Consider the following 21,285-nt stretch of genomic DNA (forward strand, 5'->3'; position numbering starts at 1 on the left):
AACCCTCAGGTTCATGTAAAATGCCGCGCTTTCTCCCCATGGAAAGCGCGTCTGGCGTTGCTTTCCTCGATGATCCGCTTCTTTGAGGACCTGAGATGACCCGTATCGGAACTCCATTGTCGCCGACCGCGACCCGCGTATTGCTGTGTGGCTGTGGTGAGTTGGGCAAGGAAGTGGTGATCGAGCTGCAGCGCCTGGGCGTTGAAGTGATCGCCGTTGACCGTTACGCCAATGCGCCGGCCATGCAGGTTGCCCATCGCAGCCACGTGATCAACATGCTCGACGGCGCAGCCCTGCGTGCGGTGATCGAAGCCGAGAAGCCGCACTTCATCGTGCCGGAAATCGAAGCCATCGCCACCGCCACGCTGGTGGAGTTGGAGTCCGAAGGCTTCACCGTGATCCCGACCGCTCGCGCCGCTCAACTGACCATGAACCGCGAAGGCATCCGTCGTCTGGCAGCCGAAGAGCTGGACCTGCCGACTTCGCCGTACCACTTCGCCGACACCTTCGAGGACTACAGCAAAGCCGTTGAGGACCTGGGCTTCCCATGCGTTGTCAAACCGGTGATGAGCTCGTCGGGCAAGGGCCAGAGCCTGCTGCGCAGCGTCGATGACGTGCAGAAAGCCTGGGATTACGCGCAAGAGGGCGGTCGCGCCGGTAAAGGACGGGTGATCATCGAAGGCTTCATCGATTTCGACTACGAAATCACCCTGCTGACCGTTCGTCATATCGGCGGCACCACGTTCTGTGCGCCGGTCGGTCACCGTCAGGAGAAGGGCGACTACCAGGAGTCCTGGCAGCCACAAGCCATGAGCCCGATCGCACTGGCTGAATCCGAGCGCGTTGCCAAAGCGGTAACTGAAGCCTTGGGTGGCCGCGGCCTGTTCGGCGTCGAGCTGTTCATCAAGGGTGATCAGGTGTGGTTCAGCGAAGTGTCGCCGCGCCCGCATGACACCGGTCTGGTGACCCTGATTTCCCAGGACCTGTCGCAATTCGCCCTGCACGCGCGCGCAATCCTTGGCTTGCCTGTGCCGCTGATCCGTCAGTTCGGCCCATCGGCTTCGGCGGTGATTCTGGTGGAAGGTCAGTCGACCCAGACCGCATTCGCCAACCTCGGCGCTGCACTGAGCGAACCGGATACCGCGCTGCGTCTGTTCGGCAAGCCTGAGGTCAATGGCCAGCGTCGCATGGGCGTGGCCCTTGCGCGTGACGAGTCGATTGAAGCGGCTCGTGCCAAGGCGACCCGTGCTTCTCAGGCGGTCGTTGTAGAGCTGTAATCTCGCTATCTGATCGCTCCCGCCCGTGCGGGAGCGATCATTGCGCCTACGACACCTGATTCAGGTCGTTATGGCGCGTTTCCTTCAGGCACAGCACCGCGATCAAGCTGAGCGCTGCGGCCGCAGACACATACCCGCCTACGTAACTCAAACCACCCATCGCCACCAGTTTCTGCGCAAAGAACGGCGCCGCCGAGGCTCCAACGATGCCGCCGAGGTTGTAGGCCGCCGACGCGCCGGTATACCGGACGTGCGTCGGAAACAGTTCCGGCAGCAGCGCACCCATCGGGGCAAATGTCACGCCCATCAGGAACAGCTCTATGCACAGGAACAGTGCCACGCCCCAGGTCGAACCCTGAGTCAGCAACGGCTCCATCAGAAATCCGGAAAGAATTGCCAGTACACCGCCGACGATCAGCACGGGTTTGCGCCCGTAACGATCGCTGGCCCAGGCTGACAACGGCGTGGCGGCCGCCATGAACAACACCGCGAAGCACAGCAGCCCGAGGAATGTCTCGCGGCTGTAGCCCAGCGTCGACACGCCGTAGCTCAGGGAAAACACAGTCGAGATGTAGAACAGTGCATAGCAAACCACCATGGCGGCGGCCCCCAGCAGCGTCGGCGCCCAGTATTGGCTGAACAGCTCGACCAGCGGCACCTTCACCCGTTCTTGACGGGCGATGGCGTTGGCGAATACCGGGGTTTCATGCAGCTTGAGGCGCACATACAGCCCGACCATCACCAGTACCGCACTGAGCAGGAACGGAATCCGCCAGCCCCAACTGCGAAACTGTTCATCATTGAGCGTCATGGCCAGGGTCAGGAACAGGCCGTTGGCCGCCAGAAAACCGATCGAAGGGCCCAGTTGCGGGAACATGCCGAACCAGGCTCGCTTGCCCTTCGGAGCGTTTTCGGTGGCCAGCAGCGCCGCGCCGCCCCACTCACCCCCCAATCCCAGGCCCTGGCCGAAGCGCAGCACACATAACAGGATCGGTGCCCATGCCCCGATGCTGTCGTAACCCGGCAGCACGCCGATCAGGGTGGTGCAGACGCCCATCAGCAAAAGCGAAGCCACCAGTGTCGATTTGCGTCCGATACGGTCACCGAAGTGGCCGAACAGTGCCGAGCCCAGCGGGCGAGCGAGGAAAGCGATACCGAAAGTGAGGAATGCCGAGAGCATCTGCGCCGTGCCGGATGTCTGCGGAAAGAACACCGGCCCGATCACCAGTGCAGCGGCGGTGGCGTAGACGTAGAAGTCGTAGAACTCGATGGCCGTGCCGATGAAGCTCGCCGTAGCCACGCGGGTGGCGGAGTTGGTCGGTTGGGCAGGCGCGGTGTCGCTATAAGCGGTACTGGTTGTCATGCGGTGATCCCTGACAGTCATGAGCTCCGTTGGAGCGAATTATTATGGTCGAACACCCAGGGATGTGGGATAGGGCGCGAGCGCTGTTTCAGGTAGGAACAGTCGTCGGTGTGATGCGGAAAGCGGCGATGAACTGGCCGGAACCTTTGGGGTGCGGGGTAAGCACGGGGTTCGGCGGGGCTTGGGTAAGCACCGCGATTATAGGAAGGTGGCTAACGATTGAACAAGGGGCGAGCTAGCGGATGGGCGTGAGCGCCGGTGCCGAGCTGGTGTGCCAGATGAGCACTTTGCTCACGCGGTTTTCCTCGGTTTCGAGGATCTCCAGGCGATAGCGCCCGATCTTCAGGCAGACCGCGCTTTCCGGAATGGTTTCCAGTGCTTCGGTCACCAGACCGTTGAGAGTCCGGGGGCCGTCGCTGGGCAGGTGCCAACCCAGGCATTTGTTCAGCTCGCGGATCGAGGCGGCGCCGTCGATCACCATGCGGCCATCGGCTTGCGGGTGGATGTGCGGGTTGTCGAGACTGTGCTGGCTTTCGAATTCGCCGACGATTTCTTCGAGAATGTCCTCCAGCGTGACAATCCCCAGCACTTCGCCGTACTCGTCCACCACCATGCCCAGCCGACGCTGCTGCTTGTGGAAGTTCAGCAGTTGCAGTTGCAGAGGCGTGCTTTCCGGGACGAAATACGGCTCATAGCTGGCGGCGAGGAGCGCCTCGCGGGTCAGGGCGTGATTGTCCAGCAGGTGGCGGATCTGCCGGGTATTGAGAACGGCCTCGACCTGGTTGATGTCGCTGTGGAAAACCGGCAGGCGCGTACGCTTGTTGTGGCGCAATTGCTCGATGATTTCTTCGATCGGGTCATCAAGATTGATGCCGTCGACATCACTGCGAGGCACCAGGATGTCGTTGACCGTGATGTTGTCCAGCGCATGGATGCCGGAAACGGGGTGCGGGCGAAGCGGGTGTTCCGGGTCGTCATGGCGATCGGCTGAGACGTCGTCTTCGCTCTGCTGTACGACCTGAGGTTTGCGCACCAGTGGACGCAACAGCAAACCACTGACGCTGCTCAGCAGCCATGCGAGCGGGTAGATCACTTTCAGCGGCACAGCCAGCAACGAATTGCCGAAGGACAGCACGGCGTCCGGATAACGTTGGGCGAGGGTGCGCGGGAAATAGTCGGCAAACACCAGCAAGACGGCGCCGGCACCCAGAGTGGCTGCCCATGGACCGTTTTCTTCACAGAGGAAAATCGCCAGCAACGTGGCAAGCACCACGGCGAGGGCACGGCACAGGGTGTTGCACAGGATCAGGCTGTTGAGCGGGAAGCTCAGCTTTGCCAGTGGTTTGTCACTGGCACGCGACGCGGTGCGTTGCGCCAGCAGATGCTGTTGCGCGACTTCGATGGCGGTAAACAATCCCGACCAGAGAATCAGCAGGACAAATACCGCGAGCATCGGCCCTATGGGCAAACCGTCCATTTTTGCCGCCCGTCAGATGTGCAGGATGTATTCACGGACCAGTTTGCTGCCGAAATACGCCAACATCAGCAGGCAGAAACCGGCGAGGGTCCAGCGGATCGCTTTGTGGCCGCGCCAGCCCAGGCGGTTGCGGCCCCACAACAGCACGCTGAACACGATCCAGGCAAGGCAAGCCAGCAGGGTCTTGTGCACGAGGTGCTGGGCAAACAGGTTCTCGACGAACAGCCAGCCGGAAATCAGCGACAGCGACAGCAGCGTCCAGCCTGCCCAGAGGAAGCCGAACAGCAGGCTTTCCATGGTTTGCAGCGGCGGGAAGTTCTTGATCAGCCCGGATGGGTGCTTGTTCTTGAGCTGGTGATCCTGCACCAGCAGCAGCAACGCCTGGAACACGGCGATGGTGAACATGCCGTAGGCGAGGATCGACAGCAGGATATGCGCGAGGATGCCCGGCTCTTCGTCGATGATCTGCACGGTGCCGGTCGGCGCGAACTGCGCCAGCAATACGGTGATCGCACCCAGCGGGAACAGCAGGATCAGCAGGTTTTCCACCGGGATCCGAGAGCAGGCCAGCAGGGTCAGGGCGATGACCGCTGCGGCAATCAGGCTCGAAGCACTGAAGAAGTCCAGGCCCAGACCGATCGGTGTCAGCAGATGAGTCAGCAGGCTGGCACTGTGGGCCAGCACGGCGAACACGCCAAGCGTGACCAGCAGGCGCTTGTTGGCCTTGGCGCCAGTGGCCAGGCGGGTGCCCTGATAGAGAGTCGCAGCGGCATATAGAAGGGCGGCGGCGAGGGTGGTCAGCAAACTCGGTGACAAGGGGAGCATAAATCCTGTTAGGCAAGCCCGAAAGGCGCTGAGTTTGGCATAGAACCGCCATGGCACGAAAGACCGGCAAGCTGACAGCGAGGTGTCCGCCAGCCGCAGTCTTCGCTATAATCCGCGACCTGCCCACGCCGCAGGCTCGCCGAGCACATGTTGATTCCGGTCTGGGCCGCCATTATCCCGGTCTACACAGGGCCTGAAAGGATCGCGCAATGTTTGAAAACTTAACCGAACGTCTCTCGCAGACGCTGCGCCATGTCACCGGCAAGGCGAAGCTGACCGAAGACAACATCAAAGACACCCTGCGCGAAGTGCGCATGGCGTTGCTCGAAGCCGACGTCGCCCTGCCGGTGGTCAAGGACTTCGTCAACTCGGTCAAGGAGCGCGCTGTCGGCACCGAGGTGTCGCGCAGCCTGACGCCGGGTCAGGCGTTCGTGAAGATCGTCCAGGCTGAACTCGAAACCCTGATGGGCGCGGCCAACGAAGATTTGAACCTGAGTGCCGTGCCGCCAGCCGTCGTATTGATGGCCGGTCTGCAGGGGGCCGGTAAAACCACTACCGCCGGCAAGCTGGCGCGCTTCCTTAAAGAGCGCAAGAAGAAGTCGGTCATGGTCGTGTCGGCGGACGTCTATCGTCCTGCCGCTATCAAACAGCTGGAAACCCTGGCCAACGACATCGGCGTGACGTTCTTCCCGTCCGACCTGAGCCAGAAACCGGTCGACATCGCCAACGCGGCTATTAAAGAAGCAAAACTGAAATTCATCGACGTGGTCATCGTCGATACCGCCGGTCGTCTGCACATCGATGAAGAGATGATGGGCGAGATCAAGGCGCTGCACGCCGCGATCAACCCGGTCGAAACCCTGTTCGTGGTCGACGCCATGACCGGTCAGGACGCCGCCAACACGGCCAAGGCCTTTGGCGATGCACTGCCGCTGACCGGTGTGATCCTGACCAAGGTCGACGGTGACGCCCGTGGGGGTGCCGCGCTGTCCGTTCGTGCCATCACCGGCAAACCGATCAAGTTCATCGGTATGGGCGAGAAGACCGAGGCCCTCGATCCGTTCCACCCTGAGCGTATCGCTTCGCGAATCCTCGGCATGGGCGACGTGCTCAGCCTGATCGAACAGGCTGAAGCGACCCTCGACAAGGACAAGGCCGACAAGCTGGCCAAGAAGCTGAAGAAGGGCAAGGGCTTCGACCTCGAAGACTTCCGCGATCAGCTGCAACAGATGAAGAACATGGGCGGCCTCGGCGGCCTCATGGACAAGCTGCCGAGCATCGGTGGTGTGAACCTGTCGCAGATGGGCAATGCCCAGAACGCCGCAGAGAAGCAATTCAAACAGATGGAAGCCATCATCAACTCCATGACCCCGGCCGAGCGCCGCGACCCTGAGCTGATCAGCGGTTCGCGCAAGCGCCGGATCGCCATGGGTTCCGGCACCCAGGTGCAGGACATCGGTCGCTTGATCAAGCAGCACAAGCAGATGCAGAAGATGATGAAGAAATTCTCCGCCAAGGGCGGAATGGCGAAAATGATGCGCGGCATGGGCGGTATGTTGCCCGGCGGCGGCATGCCAAAGATGTAAAGCCTTCGCCGGTCGTCGCACCGGCGCAGACCCTGCAAGGACGCAGGATCAACAGCAAACCCGCATTCGGCGGGAGCTGACCGGCCGTTTTAAGCGACGGCTCTATATGCAAATCTGCACGGCCTGCCATAGGCGCCGGAAAAAGTCATTTGCAAAAGTCCGGATATTCCTTAGAATATGCGGCCTTTCGGGCACCCATGCCCGCTGTGCATTTAGATTTGCAGCACCGACTACAGGAACGATGTTCACATGCTAACAATCCGTCTTGCCCTTGGCGGCTCCAAAAAGCGCCCGTTTTACCACCTGACCGTAACCGACTCGCGTAACCCGCGTGACGGCTCCCACAAAGAACAGGTTGGTTTCTTCAACCCTGTTGCCCGTGGTCAGGAAATCCGTCTGTCCGTGAACCAAGAGCGCGTAGCCTACTGGCTGAGCGTTGGTGCACAGCCTTCTGAGCGTGTTGCTCAGTTGCTGAAGGAATCGGCTAAGGCTGCGGCCTGAGCAATATGAACGCGACGCCTGCTGTTGCCGATGATTTGATCGTTATTGGCAAAATTTATTCTGTTCACGGCGTTCGCGGCGAAGTGAAGGTTTATTCCTTTACTGATCCGACTGAAAACCTGTTGCAGTACAAAACCTGGACGCTCAAGCGCGAAGGCAATGTCAAACAGGTCGAGCTGGTCAGTGGACGCGGGAGCGACAAGTTCCTGGTCGCAAAGCTCAAAGGTCTTGATGATCGTGAAGAAGCTCGTCTTCTGGCCGGTTACGAGATCTGCGTGCCACGCAATCTGTTCGCTGAATTGACCGAAGGCGAGTACTACTGGTACCAGCTGGAGGGTCTGAAGGTCATCGATACGCTTGGGCAATTGCTCGGGAAAATCGATCATCTTCTGGAAACCGGCGCCAATGATGTAATGGTAGTCAAGCCTTGCGCTGGCAGCCTGGATGATCGCGAACGCCTGTTGCCCTATACGGAGCAATGCGTGTTGGCAGTCGACCTCGCAGCGGGCGAGATGAAGGTGGATTGGGACGCGGACTTCTAAGCGTGGCTAACTTGCGCGTAGAAGTGATCAGTTTGTTTCCCGAGATGTTTTCCGCCATCGGCGACTACGGCATCACCAGTCGAGCGGTCAAACAGGGGCTCTTGCAGCTGACCTGTTGGAATCCGCGGGATTACACGACGGATCGGCATCACACTGTGGACGATCGCCCGTTTGGCGGTGGTCCGGGCATGGTGATGAAGATCAAGCCCCTGGAAGATGCTCTGGTTCAGGCCAAGGCAGCAGCCGGGGAGGCGGCGAAGGTTATTTACCTGTCCCCCCAAGGCCGTCAACTGACTCAGTCGGCGGTACGCGAACTGGCTAAATCGGATGCATTGATCCTGATTGCCGGTCGCTATGAAGGCATTGACGAGCGTTTTATTGATGCTCATGTCGATGAAGAGTGGTCGATTGGTGACTATGTGTTGTCTGGCGGCGAGCTGCCGGCCATGGTCATGATCGATGCGGTTACACGACTGCTGCCCGGAGCTTTAGGGCATGCGGATTCCGCTGAGGAAGATTCCTTTACGGATGGTCTGCTGGATTGCCCGCACTACACCCGACCTGAGGTGTATGCGGATCAGCGTGTTCCCGACGTGTTGCTGAGTGGCAATCACGCGCATATCCGGCGTTGGCGTTTACAGCAGTCCCTCGGAAGGACCTATGAACGACGCGCCGATCTTCTGGAAAGCCGCTCGCTTTCTGGAGAAGAGAAGAAGCTGCTCGAGGAATACATCCGCGAGCGGGACGATAGTTAACAACGTATCGATGGTAGATCAGACGATTTACCTTAGGAGCACAGCATGACCAACAAAATCATCCTTGCACTCGAAGCAGAGCAGATGACCAAAGAAATCCCTACCTTTGCCCCAGGCGACACCATTGTCGTTCAGGTGAAAGTGAAGGAAGGCGATCGTTCCCGTCTGCAAGCGTTCGAAGGCGTTGTAATCGCCAAGCGTAACCGCGGCGTGAACAGTGCGTTCACCGTTCGTAAAATCTCCAACGGTGTTGGCGTAGAACGTACTTTCCAGACCTACTCCCCGCAGATCGACAGCATGGCTGTCAAGCGTCGCGGTGACGTACGTAAAGCCAAGCTGTACTACCTGCGCGACCTGTCGGGTAAAGCAGCTCGCATCAAGGAAAAACTGGCTTAAGTCCAGCTTCCGATGCAGAAGAAAGCAGCCTACGGGCTGCTTTTTTGTTGCCCGCAATTTATCCACCGCACTATTGCTTCAGGTCGTATCCATGACATCTCGTGAACAAGAAATCGAACGTCGCACCGAACTCTCGGTGACCCGCGTGACCAAAGCGGTTTTCCCGCCGACCACCAACCATCACAACACGCTGTTCGGCGGCACTGCGCTCGCCTGGATGGACGAAGTATCCTTCATCACCGCCACCCGGTTCTGCCGTTTGCCGCTGGTGACTGTGTCGACCGATCGTATCGATTTCAAGCACGCGATCCCGGCAGGTTCCATCGTCGAACTGGTCGGGCGGGTGATCAAGGTCGGCAACACCAGCCTCAAGGTCGAGGTGGAAGTGTTCGTTGAAAGCATGAGCTGCGACGGGCGCGAAAAGGCGATTCACGGGCAGTTCAGCTTTGTCGCGATTGACGACGACAAGCGCCCGGTGCCGGTTCTGCCTGGTTTTGCCGCCTGATGGTTCCGTGAGCGGGCGGGCTATGAAAGACTGTCCGCCATCTCTGCCTTGCCTGAGCTTTTATGCCCGCCATCGACCACCCGCTGATTGACCAGTTTCTCGACGCCCTCTGGTTGGAAAAAGGTCTTTCCGACAATACCCGCGACGCCTATCGCAGTGATCTCGCACTGTTCAACGGTTGGTTGCAGGAGAAAAATCTCGAGCTGATCAATGCCGGTCGCGAGCTGATCCTCGATCACTTGGCCTGGCGTCTGGAACAGAACTACAAACCGCGATCCACTGCGAGATTCCTCTCGGGCGTACGTGGCTTTTATCGCTACCTGCTGCGGGAAAAACTGATTTCGGTTGATCCGACCTTGCGCGTTGATATGCCGCAACTCGGTAGGCCATTGCCCAAATCCCTGTCGGAAGCTGACGTTGAAGCCTTGCTGAAGGCGCCAGATCTGAGCGAAGCCATCGGCCAGCGTGACCGTGCCATGCTTGAAGTCCTTTATGCCTGCGGCTTGCGGGTGACCGAGTTGATCAGCCTGACCCTGGAACAGGTCAACCTGCGTCAGGGCGTGTTGCGGGTGATGGGCAAGGGCAGCAAGGAGCGGTTGGTGCCGATGGGCGAGGAAGCGATTGTCTGGGTCGAGCGCTACCTGCGCGATGGTCGCGGCGAGCTGCTGGGCGGGCGCCCCAGCGATGTGCTGTTTCCCAGCCAGCGCGGCGAGCAGATGACTCGCCAGACTTTCTGGCACCGCATCAAGCATCAGGCCAAGGTCGCCGGCATCGGCAAATCGCTCTCACCCCATACGCTGCGTCACGCCTTCGCCACGCACCTGCTCAACCATGGCGCCGATTTGCGGGTGGTGCAGATGTTGTTGGGCCACAGCGACCTGTCGACCACGCAGATCTACACTCACGTCGCCCGGGCGCGGTTGCAGGATCTGCATGCCAAACATCACCCTCGAGGCTGAGCGCAGCCTGTCTTGCGACAGGCGCATTCGGTCACGCGAACCTTATGTGGTAGGCTTTGCCGGTTTGCACGATGGACGGTTATGACCCGGTGTTCCGGCACGGGCGTTCTGATCGTTCCATTTGTCCGCCTTCAGGAGTTCTCATGCGTCTGACCCAGATTTTCGCCGCCGCAGCCATTGCGTTGGTCAGCACCTTTGCCGTCGCCGATGATGCGGCCGACAAAGCCATCCGCCAGAGCCTGGAAAACCTCCAGCTCGATGTGCCGGTGGACACCATCACTGCCAGCCCGCTGCCAGGCCTGTACGAAGTCAAGCTCAAGGGCAGTCGCGTGCTCTACGCCAGCGCCGACGGCCAGTACATCGTTCAGGGCTACATGTTCCAACTCAAGGACGGCAAACCGGTCAACCTGACCGAGAAGACCGAACGCCTGGGCATTTCCAAACTGATCAACGGGATTCCGGTCGCCGAGACCGTGGTTTACCCGGCCGTGGGCGAGACCAAGTCGCACATCACCGTGTTCACCGACACCACGTGCCCGTACTGCCACAAGCTGCACGCCGAAGTGCCGGAGCTGAACAAGCGTGGCATCGAAGTGCGCTACGTGGCGTTCCCGCGTCAGGGCCTGGGCTCGCCGGGTGACGAGCAACTGCAAGCCGTGTGGTGCTCGAAAGACAAGAAAGCGGCCATGGACAAAATGGTTGATGGCAAGGAAATCAAGGCCGCCAAGTGCGAAAACCCGGTTTCCAAACAGTTCGCTCTCGGTCAGTCGATCGGTGTGAACGGCACGCCGGCCATCGTTTTGGCTGACGGACAAGTCATTCCGGGCTACCAGCCTGCGCCACAAGTCGCCAAACTGGCGCTGGGCGCGAAGTAATTCGCATCGTCGCGCGAAGGCGTGACGAACGTGGCCCGGCGGCAACATGGCCGGGCCATCAATAGAGAGCCGCGATTGCGCGGTTGTTTTCACGGCCGGCCTCGCGTCGGCCGTTTTATGGGGAGTTCACAGTGAAACCGGTCAAAGTAGGCATCTGTGGGTTAGGGACCGTCGGTGGCGGTACCTTCAACGTACTTCAGCGCAACGCCGAGGAAATTGCTCGTCGTGCCGGGCGTGGAATCGAAGTGGCACAAATTGCCATGCGCACGCCAAAGCCTCAGTTCCAGACGACCGGTATTGCGATTACCAACGATGTCTTCGAAGTGGCCACGAACCCTGAGATCGACATCGTCATAGAGCTGATGGGCGGCTACACCGTTGCCCGCGAGCTGGTACTCAAGGCCATCGAGAATGGCAAGCATGTGGTCACCGCGAACAAGGCTCTGATTGCCGTTCACGGTAATGAAATTTTCGCCAAGGCACGCGAGAAGGGCGTGATCGTGGCATTCGAAGCGGCGGTCGCCGGCGGCATTCCAGTGATCAAGGCGATACGTGAAGGCCTGTCCGCCAACCGTATCAACTGGGTCGCCGGGATCATCAACGGCACCGGCAACTTCATCCTCACCGAGATGCGCGAGAAGGGACGCACCTTCGAAGACGTGCTGGCTGAAGCACAAGCACTGGGCTACGCCGAAGCCGATCCGACCTTCGACGTCGAAGGCATCGACGCGGCGCACAAGCTGACGATCCTGGCGTCCATCGCGTTCGGTGTTCCGCTGCAGTTCGACAAGGCCTACACCGAAGGCATCACCAAGCTGACCACCGCCGACGTGAACTACGCCGAAGCGCTGGGCTACCGCATCAAGCACCTGGGTGTGGCACGCAGCACCGCCGCCGGTATCGAGCTGCGTGTACACCCGACGCTGATCCCGGCCGATCGCCTGATCGCCAACGTCAACGGTGTGATGAACGCGGTGATGGTCAACGGTGACGCTGCCGGTTCGACCCTGTTCTACGGCGCTGGCGCCGGCATGGAGCCGACCGCGTCGTCGGTAATCGCCGATCTGGTGGACGTGGTTCGCGCCATGACCTCCGACCCGGAAAACCGCGTGCCGCACCTGGCCTTCCAGCCGGACTCGCTGTCGGCCCATCCGATCCTGCCGATCGAAGCCTGCGAAAGCGCCTACTACCTGCGCATTCAGGCCAAGGACCACCCGGGCGTACTCGCTCAGGTGGCGAGCATCCTCTCGGAGCGCGGCATCAACATCGAGTCGATCATGCAGAAGGAAGTCGAGGAACACGACGGCCTGGTGCCGATGATCCTGCTGACCCATCGCGTGCTGGAGCAGCACATCAACGATGCGATCGCCGCCCTCGAAGCCTTGGCGGGCGTGGTCGGTCCGGTTGTGCGGATCCGCGTCGAGCACTTGAACTAAGTTGATCTCCTTCACAGGGCCCGCCTGCGGGCCCTGCGTTGCGAACACTGTCCATTGGAGTCAGTCATGCGTTACATCAGTACCCGCGGCCAGGCACCGGCCCTGAATTTCGAAGACGTCCTGCTGGCCGGTCTCGCCACCGACGGCGGTCTGTACGTCCCGGAAAACCTGCCACGTTTCACCCAGGAAGAAATCGCTTCCTGGGCCGGCCTGCCGTATCACGAGCTGGCTTTCCGGGTCATGCGCCCATTCGTCACCGGCAGCATTCCGGACGCCGATTTTAAAAAGATTCTTGAAGAAACCTACGGTGTGTTCGCCCACAACGCCGTTGCGCCGCTGCGTCAGCTGAACGGCAACGAATGGGTGCTGGAGCTGTTCCACGGCCCGACCCTGGCGTTCAAGGACTTCGCCCTGCAACTGCTCGGTCGCTTGCTCGACTACGTGCTGGAAAAGCGCGGCGAGCGCGTGGTCATCGTCGGTGCCACCTCCGGTGACACCGGTTCGGCCGCCATCGAAGGCTGCAAGCACTGCGAAAACGTCGACATTTTCATCCTGCACCCGCACAACCGTGTGTCTGAAGTGCAGCGTCGGCAGATGACCACCATCCTCGGTGAAAACATCCACAACATCGCCATCGAAGGCAACTTCGACGACTGCCAGGAAATGGTCAAGGCCAGCTTCGCCGACCAGAGCTTCCTCAAGGGCACGCGCCTGGTGGCGGTGAACTCGATCAACTGGGCGCGGATCATGGCCCAGATCGTTTACTACTTCCACGCAGCGCTGCAATTGGGCGGCCCGGCGCGTTCGGTGTCGTTCTCGGTGCCGACGGGCAACTTCGGCGACATCTTCGCCGGTTACCTGGCACGCAACATGGGCCTGCCGATCAACCAGTTGATCGTCGCCACCAACCGCAACGACATCCTGCACCGCTTCATGAGCGGCAACCAGTACGTCAAGGAAACCCTGCACGCCACCTTGTCGCCGTCGATGGACATCATGGTCTCGTCGAACTTCGAACGCCTGCTGTTCGACCTGCACGGTCGCAACGGCGCAGCGATTGCCGGTCTGATGGATTCGTTCAAGCAGGGCGGCGGTTTCAGTGTCGAACAGGAACGCTGGACCGAGGCGCGCAAACTGTTCGACTCGCTGGCCGTGGACGATGCGCAAACCTGCGAAACCATTGCCGAAGTCTTCGAACAGACCGGTGAGGTACTCGATCCGCACACGGCCATCGGTGTGAAAGCCGCACGCGAATGCCGTCGCAGTCTGGATATCCCGATGGTGATCCTGGGCACGGCGCATCCGGTCAAATTCCCGGATGCAGTGGAAAAAGCCGGTGTAGGAAAAGCTCTCGAACTACCTGCACATCTTTCTGATTTGTTTGAGAGAGAAGAACGCTGCACAGTTCTGGCAAACGAGCTGAAAGCCGTGCAGGCCTTTGTCAGCCAGCATGGCAATCGTGGCAAGCCACTTTAAGCCCTGAAAGCTGTCACATTTTGAAGCCCGTCTCCTGACGGGCTTTCTTGTTTTTGCATGCCACACTGCTCGGGTTTTCGCCCACGAAGGACGGGTGATCCGATCACGAAGGAAAGTGGCAATGTTGTTTTATCGAGGACTGAAGCCAGCGCTGGTCTGGTTGTTTTTTTGGGGCCTGTGGGGATTCATGCAAGGGGTTTGTGCTGCGCAACTGGCCATGCGGACTGACGCGTCGAAACTGGAAATCCCGGCCGTTGAACTTAATGCCGAGGAGCAGCAATGGATTCGCGACAATCCCCGCGTCATTGTCGCTTCGCTGCAATATCCGTTGTATCTGTTCCAGGATGAGCGCGGCCAATGGAGCGGTTTGAACGACGACTTGCTCAAGCGTATCAGCGTAATGACCGGGCTGCAGTTCGTGCATCAGGAGTCGTTTTCCACTCATCACATGCTTGAGCAGTTGCAGAGCGGAGTGGCTGACATCAGCACGACGCTTGCGGTAAACGAGGAGCGTAAGGCGTTTCTGGATTTCAGTCATGCATTTGGAGGCGCTGGCTGGGTGTTTGTCTGGCGTGCGGGAGAGCCAGCCTTTCAGTCGCTCGCCGAACTGGAAAATCGGGTGTTGGTACTGCCGGCCAGGCATGCGCTGGAGGGCAGTATTCGGCGCGAGTATCCGTCGATCACAATTCTCTCGGTCAAAACGCACGCCGAAGCTCGGGCGCTGGTCGAGAGCGGTGAAGCCTATGCCACGATCGAAAACGAGATCGGTGCGCAGCTGTTTCCATCAGGCTTGCTCAGGGTCGGTGGTCTCGTCGAGGGTAAGTGGGAGGCGGATCATCTGGCGGTGCGCAAGGGCCTGCCTGAGTTGCGCAGTATTCTCAACAAGGCCCTTGGAGCCTTCTCGGCTGCCGAATTGCGCGCCATGCGCTTGAAGTGGCTGGAGGGTGTTTCACCGGCACCGGCCCCGTCGTTCGGGGCGCGAGTGATCAAATGGGGATGTTGGGGAATGGGCGCACTCGGGGTATTCGGACTGCTTTCGCTGCTATGGAATCGCCGGCTGGCCGCCGAGATAAAACAGCGACGGGAAGCCGAAAAGATCCAGGGCGATCAATTGGCCTTTCAGCATGCACTGATCGATGCAATGCCTGACCCGGTATTTGTACGTGATCTGCTGGGAAGGTTGATCATGTGCAATCGCAGCTATGAAGAGGCGCTCGGCGTGCGTCTCGAGCAGGTGCAGGGGCGGACTCTGTATGAGGTCGACGCACTTCCACAGACCACCGCACTCATGTTGCATGACGAATTCATGATGCAGTTGCGTACACGCAGGACACGCTTTAGCAAACGACAATTGTTGTTCAAGAGCGGTTCACGGCACATCTATCAGTGGACGGTGCCTTTTTACGGTGTAGATGGGAAGTTGCGCGGCTTGTTGGGTGGCTGGACTGATATCACCCAGCGGCGGACTGAGAGCGGGTGCCGATGTCCGCAGTGAAGATCGGAAATATCCTATAAAACGTGACTACTTTTCTGATGGGAGGCTTAGGACGACTGCCCTAGAGTGACAAACCACTGCGGCGAGAAACCGCGATTGTCGTTCCAGAGGTCGTCCAATGCGCTCGCTCAAAATCCTGCTTCTCGAACCCAACCCGTTCCAATTGATGGCGTTGCACCAGATGCTCAACGCCATCGGTATATATGACGTGTTGACCGCGCCTTCGCTGAGCGCGGCAAAGCGTTCGCTGGTACGCCGTGGGACTGTCGATATCGCCATATGCAATCCGCAGCTCAAGGGCGGCGACGGGTTGGCACTGATCAGGCATCTGGTGGCCCGGCAGGAAGCGCGTGCGCTGATTCTCTTGGGGGTAGTGGTGCCCGGCGTATTGGCTGATCTGGAATCTTTGCTGCGCGATGACGGAATGAAGCTACTGGGGCGACTGCACACGCCGGTCTCGGCGGTACTGATGCGCAATCTGCTCGACAGCTACCTGTCGCCCCCCCGACGTCCGGTCATTGCCTGAGGCCATTGGTTATTTTTCTGTCATCTTCGCCATGCATGCTCAGAACAGGTCGGTGACGTTCCGGGAGGGGCCGCCGACAGGCAGAACTTTCTTCTCGGGTCGGTGGTCATTTACTGTGGACACGCCCCAGACACTGTGTTTTCGGACTATTGAGTGGAGATCGAGATGGAAAGTATCAGTCTATTGCTCGGTGAGGCTCTGAGCCCGTATCAGGTAACGCTGACCCCTCGCGGTCTGCAGGGTGAATGCCTGGTGACACTGAAGAACGGCAGTGGCGCCATCATGGTGGAGCGCGAATTCAATCGGGCGCAATTGAGTGACAAGCGCCAACTGACAGATGTGGTCGACGGTTTGCATCGCGACATCCTGATCGCCGAAGGCCGGCTGGAGCCTTGTGTGATTGCTGCGTTGCGCAACGCTGCCCGCGACAAGCACCCGGGTCTCTGAAACTGATTTGTCTTTTGTGGGAACCTTCCTGCACCCGGGTCAGTCAGACCCCATAACAGCAGGATCAAGCATTGTGCTCCGGTGCTTGTCGCTTGCTGCTACGGGTCTTTGATACAGACCACGTTTAACCCCGAGTCGTCTCCCCACTTCTCGGGGTTTCTTTTGTCCGGGATTTACTGCGTGGCCTGCTGCTGGAAGAAGATCCGCGTCTGCTCCAGATAGTCCTGACGCCTTTCAGGGTCCAGCCAGTCGGCGTAGAGCTGGTCAAGATGTTCGTGGGGCAGGGTACGCAACAGTTGATCGATTTCACGGATCGCCTGTCGGCCCTGAGTGGTGTCGGTGCAGCCGATGTGGCCCGAAATGTACTTGCCTGACCCGCGAATCGGGAAAAACTCCAGATCGTCTTCAGCGATCTGTGCCTGACGGGCCTGATAACGGATTTCCGGCCAGTAACCCAGCACCACCTGCAATCGCCCGAGCCGCTGCATCGACAGCAGACTGCTTAACGCGTCATTCCCGTAATGCGGTGTCAGCGCGCCGCCCGGAGCCTGTCGGAGCAGGCCGTCGATGTATTCGCCATAACTGCGCTCGGCCACCACGCCGACTTTCTTGTCGCTGTTGGCCAGGAATGCGGACATATCGACTTCACCGTCGGAAATGAACGGCGCCAGCACTTCGCGATCTTTCTGACGAACCACCAGGCCATTGCTGACCGCCCGAAATGCGGGGATGGAGAACGCGATCCACTGCGCGCGCTCCTTGTTCCAGATCAGCGAAGGATCACAGGCGAACGGGTGTTCATGGAGCATCTGGATGCCGCGGGCGCGGTTGACCCGCATCAAGGTGTGTTCGTATTGCGGCATGCCGGCAATCAGCATCGGCATAAGTTGATCGATGACGCCCTGGCCCTTTTTCGGACCTTCGAAAATGGTCAGCGGCGGCAGGTCGCGCAGCAGCCAGATCAGCGTCGGCTTCGCTTGCGCCCAGGCTGGCAGCACCAGCAGAAAAAGCAGGCCGAACAACCGCCACGTCCACCAGTGGTGGGCGCGGTTGGAAGCAGAGGCCGGTCGGCGCTTCAGCTCAGATGACTCCGTCTTCGCGCAACCGGGCGATCTGCTTCTCGTCGTAGCCAAGATCGTGGAGTACCTGCGCATTGTGTTCACCGAGCTGCGGTCCGACCCATTCGGACGTGCCGGGTGTTTCAGAGAGTTTCGGCACGATGCCCGGCATCTTGAAGGGTTTGCCGTCCGGCAGTTTGGCCTGCAGGAACATTTCCCGGGCCAGGTACTGCGGATCGTTGAACATGTCTTCGGCGCTGAAGATCCGGCTGGCCGGGACTTCGGCCTGATTCAGCAGATCAAGCACGGTTTGCAGCGGCAGCGAGTTGACCCACCGATCGATCACGCCGTACAACTCGTCACGTCGGCTGTCGCGCCCGTCATTGCTTGCCAGCGCCGGGTCATTGGCCAGATCTTCACGGCCGATGATCAGCATGAAACGCTTGAAGATTGCATCGCCATTGGCGCCGATCTGCACGTGTTTTCCGTCGGCGCTGGTGTGGATCGAGGAGGGCGTGATACCCGGCATGATGTTGCCGGTGCGTTCACGAATGAAGCCGAACACATCGAACTCCGGCACCATGCTTTCCATCATCGCGAAGATCGCTTCGTACAGCGCGACATCGACCACTTGGCCGAGGCCGCCGTTGACCTCGCGATGACGCAGGGCCATCAACGCGCCGATCACACCCCACAACGCGGCAATCGAATCACCGATGGAAATCCCGGTACGCACCGGCGGGCGGTCTTCGAAACCGGTGATGTAGCGCAGGCCGCCCATGGATTCGCCGACTGCGCCGAACCCAGGCTGATCCTTCATCGGCCCGGTCTGGCCGAAGCCGGACAGGCGCACCATCACCAGTTTGGGGTTGAGGGCGTGCAAGGTTTCCCAGCTCAGGCCGAGTTTTTCCAGGACGCCGGGGCGGAAGTTCTCGATCAGGATGTCGGCTTCACCCAGCAGCTTTTTCAGGATCGCCAGGCCGTCGGGGTGTTTCAGGTTCAGCGTCAGGGACTTTTTGTTGCGTGCCTGGACGAACCACCACAACGAGGTGCCTTCATATAACTTGCGCCATTTGCGCAACGGATCACCGCCGTCTGGCGATTCGATCTTGATCACTTCGGCACCGAACTCGCCGCAAATGCGCGAGGCAAACGGCCCGGCAATCAAAGTACCCAATTCAATGACTTTCAGACCGCTGAGCGGTTTGTTGGCGAACGGCATGCGAGATCCTGTAGGACAAGGCTGAGCAGATACAGCGTTTTAACATAGCCGGCTGTCAGTCGCGCAAGGTTGATCGCCATCAATTCGTGGATTGCCTACAGCATCGGTTAGACTTGCCGACTTTCCTCGTATCAAGAAGCCCGTTCATGGCCCAGCCGTCCACCACCTACAAATTCGAACTGAACCTCACCGATCTCGACCGCAGCGTCTACGAGAATGTGAAGCAGACCATCGCCCGCCACCCTTCGGAAACCGAAGAACGCATGACCGTGCGTCTGCTGGCCTACGCGCTCTGGTACAACGAGCAACTGTCGTTTGGTCGTGGTCTGTCGGACGTGGACGAACCTGCGTTGTGGGAAAAGAGCCTGGATGACCGTGTCCTGCACTGGATCGAAGTCGGCCAACCCGACGCCGATCGTCTGACCTGGTGTTCCCGTCGCACCGAACGCACCAGCCTGCTGGCCTATGGCAGCCTGCGCGTCTGGGAAGGCAAGGTGATCCCGGCGATCAAAAACCTGAAGAACGTCAACATTGCTGCCGTTCCGCAGGAAGTGCTGGAAACCCTTGCCAAGGACATGCCCCGCGTCATCAAGTGGGACGTGATGATCAGTGAGGGCACGATCTTCGTCACCGACGACCGTGGTCAGCACGAAGTCCAGCTGACCTGGCTGCAAGGCGAGCGCGGTTAAGTCCGCGCTACTCCTGAAAAATCCTACGTACCCAAGAGAAGCTCCTGTCACCCCATGCGTATCGATCCTCGTCCGTTGCCCGCCAATCTGCCGTTTCTCGGTGATCTGCCACCGCTACTGACCCGCCTGTACGCGGCACGGGGCGTGCAGTCCGAGGCGGAGCTGGACAAGAGCCTGGTGCGGCTGATTCCGTTCCAGCAGCTCAAAGGAATCGATGCGGCGGTGGATCTGCTGGTGACGGCGCTGGAGCAGCGTCAGCGGATCCTGATCGTCGGTGACTTCGACGCCGACGGCGCGACCGCCAGCACCGTAGGCGTGCTTGGCTTGCGCCTGCTGGGTGCGGCGCACGTCGACTATCTGGTGCCGAACCGCTTTGAATACGGCTACGGCCTGACTCCGGAAATCGTCGAAGTCGCGATGACCCGCGAGCCGCAACTGTTGATCACCGTCGACAACGGTATTTCCAGCGTTGAAGGTGTGGCGGCCGCGAAGCGTCACGGCCTGAAGGTTTTGATCACCGACCACCACTTGCCCGGCGATGAACTGCCGCAAGCCGATGCACTGGTCAACCCGAACCAGCCGGGTTGCGAGTTCCCGAGCAAGGCTCTGGCTGGGGTCGGGGTGATTTTCTACGTATTGATGGCCTTGCGCGCGCGTCTGCGCAGCCTCGGCTGGTACGAGAGCAAGCCACAACCGAACATCGGCGAACTGTTGGATCTGGTGGCGCTGGGCAGCGTTGCCGACGTGGTGCCGCTGGATGCCAACAACCGGATTCTGGTGCATCAGGGCCTGGAACGAATTCGTGCCGGACGTGCGCGGCCGGGGATCAAGGCGATCCTGGAAGTAGCCAAGCGTGAAGCTTCGCGTATTACTTCCACCGATCTCGGTTTCATCGTCGGCCCGCGTCTGAATGCGGCGGGGCGTCTGGATGACATGAGCCTCGGGATTGAGTGCCTGCTGACTCAAAATACCGAACTGGCCCGGGAAATGGCCGCGCAACTGGACGGCATGAACCAGGATCGCAAATCCATCGAGCAGGGCATGCAGCGTGAGGCACTTGCCCAGCTCAAGGACTTGCCGGTCGAGTCGATGCCGTTCGGGTTGTGTCTGTTCGATCCGGAATGGCACCAGGGTGTGATCGGTATTCTGGCTTCGCGGATGAAGGAGCGTTATTTCCGCCCGACCATCGCCTTCGCCGATGCTGGTGACGGATTGCTCAAGGGCTCTGGACGCTCGGTGCAGGGCTTCCATATTCGCGATGCGCTGAGTGTCGTGGCAGCGCAGCACCCGGACCTGATCAGCAAGTATGGCGGCCACGCCATGGCGGCCGGTCTGACCTTGCCGCAGGAGAATTTTCCGTTGTTCGCCGAGGCATTTGACGCCGAAGTGCGTAGGCAGCTTCGCGAAGAAGACCTCACCGGGCGCCTGCTGTCGGATGGCACGCTGGCAGTCGAGGAGTTTCATCTGGAACTGGCCCGCGCCCTGCGCCACGCCGGACCCTGGGGGCAGCATTTTCCGGAGCCGTTGTTTCACGGCGTGTTTCAGTTGGTCGAGCAGCGAGTGGTCGGTGAGCGGCACCTGAAAGTGGTGCTGAAAACCGAATGTGGATCGGTGAAGCTCGATGGCATTGCCTTCGGCATCGATCGCGATATCTGGCCGAACCCGACGATCAAATGGGTTGAACTGGCCTACAAGCTCGATCTCAACGAGTTTCGCGGCAATGAAACCGTGCAATTGATGATTGCTCACATCGAACCGCGTTGACACTTTCGCGAGCTTGCTCCGGGCGGCGTTCCGACGAAAGCGGACTTACACACTCACAGAATCACTCTGAACCCTCCCTCATCCCCGGATGTCGACTAGGCTCTAAGCACT

At 59.8% G+C, this 21,285-nt stretch carries 21 protein-coding genes; 16 read left to right on the forward strand and 5 right to left on the reverse strand.

Annotated features, from left to right (window positions below):
* Positions 1-95 precede the first annotated feature (95 nt).
* Complete coding sequence (purT, locus tag CAF87_RS08475; RefSeq protein WP_085729742.1) at positions 96-1,277, forward strand: formate-dependent phosphoribosylglycinamide formyltransferase; 1,182 nt, start codon at positions 96-98, stop codon at positions 1,275-1,277.
* Positions 1,278-1,323: 46 nt separating this feature from the next.
* Here purT and CAF87_RS08480 read toward each other — a convergent pair whose 3' ends face one another.
* The 3 genes from CAF87_RS08480 to CAF87_RS08495 all read right to left on the reverse strand — a co-directional run bounded on the left by CAF87_RS08480 (position 1,324) and on the right by CAF87_RS08495 (position 4,942).
* Positions 1,324-2,640, reverse strand: a complete 1,317-nt coding sequence (locus CAF87_RS08480; RefSeq protein WP_085729743.1) for an MFS transporter — start codon at positions 2,638-2,640, stop codon at positions 1,324-1,326.
* 235 nt (positions 2,641-2,875) lie between these two features.
* Positions 2,876-4,117, reverse strand: coding sequence for a transporter associated domain-containing protein (locus CAF87_RS08490; protein ID WP_085729745.1), 1,242 nt, complete (start codon positions 4,115-4,117; stop codon positions 2,876-2,878).
* A 12-nt stretch (positions 4,118-4,129) separates the two neighbouring features.
* A complete protein-coding gene (locus CAF87_RS08495; protein ID WP_085729746.1) occupies positions 4,130-4,942 on the reverse strand; it encodes an inner membrane protein YpjD in 813 nt (270 codons plus the stop codon).
* Between the two features lie 209 nt (positions 4,943-5,151).
* On the opposite strand from CAF87_RS08495, the gene ffh reads away from it, so the two are divergent.
* The 13 genes from ffh to CAF87_RS08560 all read left to right on the forward strand — a co-directional run bounded on the left by ffh (position 5,152) and on the right by CAF87_RS08560 (position 16,441).
* Complete coding sequence (ffh, locus tag CAF87_RS08500) at positions 5,152-6,528, forward strand: signal recognition particle protein (RefSeq protein ID WP_085729747.1); 1,377 nt, start codon at positions 5,152-5,154, stop codon at positions 6,526-6,528.
* Positions 6,529-6,777: 249 nt separating this feature from the next.
* The gene (rpsP, locus tag CAF87_RS08505) at positions 6,778-7,029 is read left to right on the forward strand and encodes a 30S ribosomal protein S16 (RefSeq protein WP_003185073.1); all 252 of its coding nucleotides are present in this window, start codon (positions 6,778-6,780) and stop codon (positions 7,027-7,029) included.
* 5 nt (positions 7,030-7,034) lie between these two features.
* Positions 7,035-7,571, forward strand: coding sequence for a ribosome maturation factor RimM (gene rimM, locus CAF87_RS08510; protein WP_085688896.1), 537 nt, complete (start codon positions 7,035-7,037; stop codon positions 7,569-7,571).
* A 2-nt stretch (positions 7,572-7,573) separates the two neighbouring features.
* On the forward strand, positions 7,574-8,326 hold the full coding sequence (gene trmD, locus CAF87_RS08515) for a tRNA (guanosine(37)-N1)-methyltransferase TrmD (RefSeq protein ID WP_085688893.1): 753 nt from the start codon (positions 7,574-7,576) through the stop codon (positions 8,324-8,326).
* A gap of 45 nt (positions 8,327-8,371) precedes the next feature.
* On the forward strand, positions 8,372-8,722 hold the full coding sequence (rplS, locus tag CAF87_RS08520) for a 50S ribosomal protein L19 (protein WP_003175895.1): 351 nt from the start codon (positions 8,372-8,374) through the stop codon (positions 8,720-8,722).
* Between the two features lie 91 nt (positions 8,723-8,813).
* Positions 8,814-9,227: an acyl-CoA thioesterase gene (locus tag CAF87_RS08525; protein ID WP_085729748.1), complete on the forward strand. Its 414-nt coding sequence runs from the start codon at positions 8,814-8,816 to the stop codon at positions 9,225-9,227.
* A gap of 62 nt (positions 9,228-9,289) precedes the next feature.
* Positions 9,290-10,186 carry a site-specific tyrosine recombinase XerD gene (gene xerD, locus CAF87_RS08530; RefSeq protein ID WP_085729749.1) on the forward strand — a complete coding sequence of 299 codons (897 nt, stop codon included), beginning with the start codon at positions 9,290-9,292 and terminating at the stop codon, positions 10,184-10,186.
* A 143-nt stretch (positions 10,187-10,329) separates the two neighbouring features.
* On the forward strand, positions 10,330-11,061 hold the full coding sequence (gene dsbC / locus CAF87_RS08535) for a bifunctional protein-disulfide isomerase/oxidoreductase DsbC (protein WP_085711641.1): 732 nt from the start codon (positions 10,330-10,332) through the stop codon (positions 11,059-11,061).
* A gap of 131 nt (positions 11,062-11,192) precedes the next feature.
* Entirely contained in the window at positions 11,193-12,497 is a 1,305-nt protein-coding gene (locus CAF87_RS08540) for a homoserine dehydrogenase (protein ID WP_011332618.1), read from the forward strand.
* A gap of 66 nt (positions 12,498-12,563) precedes the next feature.
* The gene (gene thrC, locus CAF87_RS08545; protein WP_085729750.1) at positions 12,564-13,973 is read left to right on the forward strand and encodes a threonine synthase; all 1,410 of its coding nucleotides are present in this window, start codon (positions 12,564-12,566) and stop codon (positions 13,971-13,973) included.
* A 121-nt stretch (positions 13,974-14,094) separates the two neighbouring features.
* A complete protein-coding gene (locus CAF87_RS08550; protein WP_085729751.1) occupies positions 14,095-15,468 on the forward strand; it encodes a transporter substrate-binding domain-containing protein in 1,374 nt (457 codons plus the stop codon).
* Between the two features lie 118 nt (positions 15,469-15,586).
* Positions 15,587-15,994 carry a response regulator gene (locus CAF87_RS08555; RefSeq protein WP_085729752.1) on the forward strand — a complete coding sequence of 136 codons (408 nt, stop codon included), beginning with the start codon at positions 15,587-15,589 and terminating at the stop codon, positions 15,992-15,994.
* Between the two features lie 165 nt (positions 15,995-16,159).
* Positions 16,160-16,441, forward strand: coding sequence for a DUF3509 domain-containing protein (locus tag CAF87_RS08560; protein WP_085729753.1), 282 nt, complete (start codon positions 16,160-16,162; stop codon positions 16,439-16,441).
* A 173-nt stretch (positions 16,442-16,614) separates the two neighbouring features.
* Here the strand turns inward: CAF87_RS08560 and CAF87_RS08565 are convergent, their stop codons facing one another.
* Both CAF87_RS08565 and CAF87_RS08570 read right to left on the reverse strand, forming a co-directional pair.
* Positions 16,615-17,595, reverse strand: coding sequence for a TIGR02285 family protein (locus CAF87_RS08565; protein WP_170929608.1), 981 nt, complete (start codon positions 17,593-17,595; stop codon positions 16,615-16,617).
* Complete coding sequence (locus CAF87_RS08570) at positions 17,522-18,721, reverse strand: CaiB/BaiF CoA-transferase family protein (protein ID WP_085729754.1); 1,200 nt, start codon at positions 18,719-18,721, stop codon at positions 17,522-17,524. Before CAF87_RS08570 ends, CAF87_RS08565 begins: the two co-directional genes overlap by 74 nt.
* 146 nt (positions 18,722-18,867) lie before the next feature.
* Between CAF87_RS08570 and CAF87_RS08575 the strand changes: the two genes are divergently transcribed.
* Both CAF87_RS08575 and recJ read left to right on the forward strand, forming a co-directional pair.
* Positions 18,868-19,410 (forward strand): YaeQ family protein, encoded by a 543-nt coding sequence (locus CAF87_RS08575; protein ID WP_011332624.1) that lies wholly within the window; start codon positions 18,868-18,870, stop codon positions 19,408-19,410.
* A 54-nt stretch (positions 19,411-19,464) separates the two neighbouring features.
* Entirely contained in the window at positions 19,465-21,174 is a 1,710-nt protein-coding gene (gene recJ, locus CAF87_RS08580; protein ID WP_085729755.1) for a single-stranded-DNA-specific exonuclease RecJ, read from the forward strand.
* Positions 21,175-21,285: the final 111 nt, after the last annotated feature.

Origin of the sequence: Pseudomonas sp. R38(2017), assembly GCF_002112395.1 — a bacterium.
Classification (GTDB): domain Bacteria; phylum Pseudomonadota; class Gammaproteobacteria; order Pseudomonadales; family Pseudomonadaceae; genus Aquipseudomonas.

What these genes read in the sequence shown, in the direction of transcription:
- purT (WP_085729742.1), top strand. Translation starts at nt 96, where the DNA reads ATGACCCGTATCGGAACTCCATTGTCGCCGACCGCGACCCGCGTATTG.
- CAF87_RS08480 (WP_085729743.1), bottom strand. Translation starts at nt 2,640, where the DNA reads ATGACAACCAGTACCGCTTATAGCGACACCGCGCCTGCCCAACCGACC.
- CAF87_RS08490 (WP_085729745.1), bottom strand. Translation starts at nt 4,117, where the DNA reads ATGGACGGTTTGCCCATAGGGCCGATGCTCGCGGTATTTGTCCTGCTG.
- CAF87_RS08495 (WP_085729746.1), bottom strand. Translation starts at nt 4,942, where the DNA reads ATGCTCCCCTTGTCACCGAGTTTGCTGACCACCCTCGCCGCCGCCCTT.
- ffh (WP_085729747.1), top strand. Translation starts at nt 5,152, where the DNA reads ATGTTTGAAAACTTAACCGAACGTCTCTCGCAGACGCTGCGCCATGTC.
- rpsP (WP_003185073.1), top strand. Translation starts at nt 6,778, where the DNA reads ATGCTAACAATCCGTCTTGCCCTTGGCGGCTCCAAAAAGCGCCCGTTT.
- rimM (WP_085688896.1), top strand. Translation starts at nt 7,035, where the DNA reads ATGAACGCGACGCCTGCTGTTGCCGATGATTTGATCGTTATTGGCAAA.
- rplS (WP_003175895.1), top strand. Translation starts at nt 8,372, where the DNA reads ATGACCAACAAAATCATCCTTGCACTCGAAGCAGAGCAGATGACCAAA.
- CAF87_RS08525 (WP_085729748.1), top strand. Translation starts at nt 8,814, where the DNA reads ATGACATCTCGTGAACAAGAAATCGAACGTCGCACCGAACTCTCGGTG.
- xerD (WP_085729749.1), top strand. Translation starts at nt 9,290, where the DNA reads ATGCCCGCCATCGACCACCCGCTGATTGACCAGTTTCTCGACGCCCTC.
- dsbC (WP_085711641.1), top strand. Translation starts at nt 10,330, where the DNA reads ATGCGTCTGACCCAGATTTTCGCCGCCGCAGCCATTGCGTTGGTCAGC.
- thrC (WP_085729750.1), top strand. Translation starts at nt 12,564, where the DNA reads ATGCGTTACATCAGTACCCGCGGCCAGGCACCGGCCCTGAATTTCGAA.
- CAF87_RS08550 (WP_085729751.1), top strand. Translation starts at nt 14,095, where the DNA reads ATGTTGTTTTATCGAGGACTGAAGCCAGCGCTGGTCTGGTTGTTTTTT.
- CAF87_RS08555 (WP_085729752.1), top strand. Translation starts at nt 15,587, where the DNA reads ATGCGCTCGCTCAAAATCCTGCTTCTCGAACCCAACCCGTTCCAATTG.
- CAF87_RS08560 (WP_085729753.1), top strand. Translation starts at nt 16,160, where the DNA reads ATGGAAAGTATCAGTCTATTGCTCGGTGAGGCTCTGAGCCCGTATCAG.
- CAF87_RS08565 (WP_170929608.1), bottom strand. Translation starts at nt 17,595, where the DNA reads ATGCGCAGGTACTCCACGATCTTGGCTACGACGAGAAGCAGATCGCCC.
- CAF87_RS08570 (WP_085729754.1), bottom strand. Translation starts at nt 18,721, where the DNA reads ATGCCGTTCGCCAACAAACCGCTCAGCGGTCTGAAAGTCATTGAATTG.
- CAF87_RS08575 (WP_011332624.1), top strand. Translation starts at nt 18,868, where the DNA reads ATGGCCCAGCCGTCCACCACCTACAAATTCGAACTGAACCTCACCGAT.
- recJ (WP_085729755.1), top strand. Translation starts at nt 19,465, where the DNA reads ATGCGTATCGATCCTCGTCCGTTGCCCGCCAATCTGCCGTTTCTCGGT.